The sequence below is a fragment of the Bartonella gabonensis genome, assembly GCF_903679515.1.
Lineage (GTDB): Bacteria > Pseudomonadota > Alphaproteobacteria > Rhizobiales > Rhizobiaceae > Bartonella > Bartonella gabonensis.
Genome location: NZ_CAHOYM010000095.1, coordinates 1 through 1,297 on the forward strand (window position 1 = coordinate 1; position 1,297 = coordinate 1,297).

At 39.2% G+C, this 1,297-nt stretch carries 1 protein-coding gene; it reads left to right on the forward strand.

What is annotated here, in order from left to right; all coding sequences use genetic code 11:
• Positions 1-1,053, forward strand: a 1,053-nt coding sequence (locus HWX04_RS08175; protein ID WP_175869623.1) for an autotransporter outer membrane beta-barrel domain-containing protein, incomplete at its 5' end; no start/stop codon positions are given.
• Positions 1,054-1,297 lie beyond the last annotated feature (244 nt).

Here is a 1,297-nt window from a genome sequence, read left to right on the forward strand (position 1 = left end):
CATTCTCTTTCTGTTGACAAACAACAGATGGCTGTTTCAGCCTCTTCTCAATCTTTAGCCGATCATATGACTTTGCGTCCAAGCAACCAAGAACAACCTTCTTCACATTTAAGTGAGAAGCTTTCAGTTTCTGACTTTTTAACCACGCCTTCTACAGATGCGGTATTGTCTATGTCTGTAGCTCCAGCGATGGTATTTCACAATGAAATGCAAAGCGTGCGTATGGGAAGAGGAATTCTAGATAACAGTAGAAAGAATACGGCTTTATGGAGCTATGGGATTAAATCTAAAGAGAGTATAGCAACAGGGCATATAGATTTTACGCTCGATCAGACCGGTATCGTTTTAGGGATTAATGGTTTAAGCGAGTGGGACAATGGAGAGTTTTATATAGGTGGTTTTGGCAGTTATGACCATGCACGCATTGCGCATGCACGGGGAGGTAGCAGCGGTATCAATAGTTATGGCATTGGCGCTTATATCACTTATTTGGATCATAGTGGCTGGTATCTCGATGGTATTTTAAAATATAACCATTATCAAAATACGCTACAGGCTGTTTCAACGAATGGTTTAGAGATTGAAGGAAGTTATAAGCAATGGGCGGTTGGAACCTCCTTTGAAGCGGGTTATCGATTTCAGATGTCTCAGAGCAGTTGGTTGCAGCCTTATGGACACTTTACATGGTTGCAAGTTGAGGGAAAAGAAATCAAGTTATCGAATGATATGAGAGGTAACATACGTCCCTTCACTTCATTACGCAGTGAGGTTGGTTTATCTTTAGGGTATGAATTTGGCTCTGGTATGGCTTCTTCATCACTTGTGTATATTACAGCAGCATGGTTGCGTGAGAATAAAGATGACAATCAGACGTTGATTAATGAACGCCATCCATTTACCACGGACTTATCAGGCAATTCTGGTAAATTAGGAATAGGTTTAAGCAATTTTGTGAGCGAGAAGTTGAAGTTATATGGTGAGGCCTATTATGTTAAAGGGCGTAAAACAAAACAGTCCCTTCAGGGCGTTATAGGGGTACGCTACAGTTTCTAATTATAGGGGTATTTTAAAATTGATCTCAGTGTGTGAGGGAAGTTTCAAATCTAAATACGAAGTGATTCATCTTCTTTAAAAAGAAGGTTTTCATAAAAGGAATATATTTTGCGTATTGGTTTTTTCTTATAATTTTTTATTGCTTAAATGGTAATTTTGWTGGGAAGCGTTTAGGAATATAACGGGAGTTCAGCATTTATTGGGAAGCGGTAACACACCCTATAATAGAGGGGCAATTATAGGT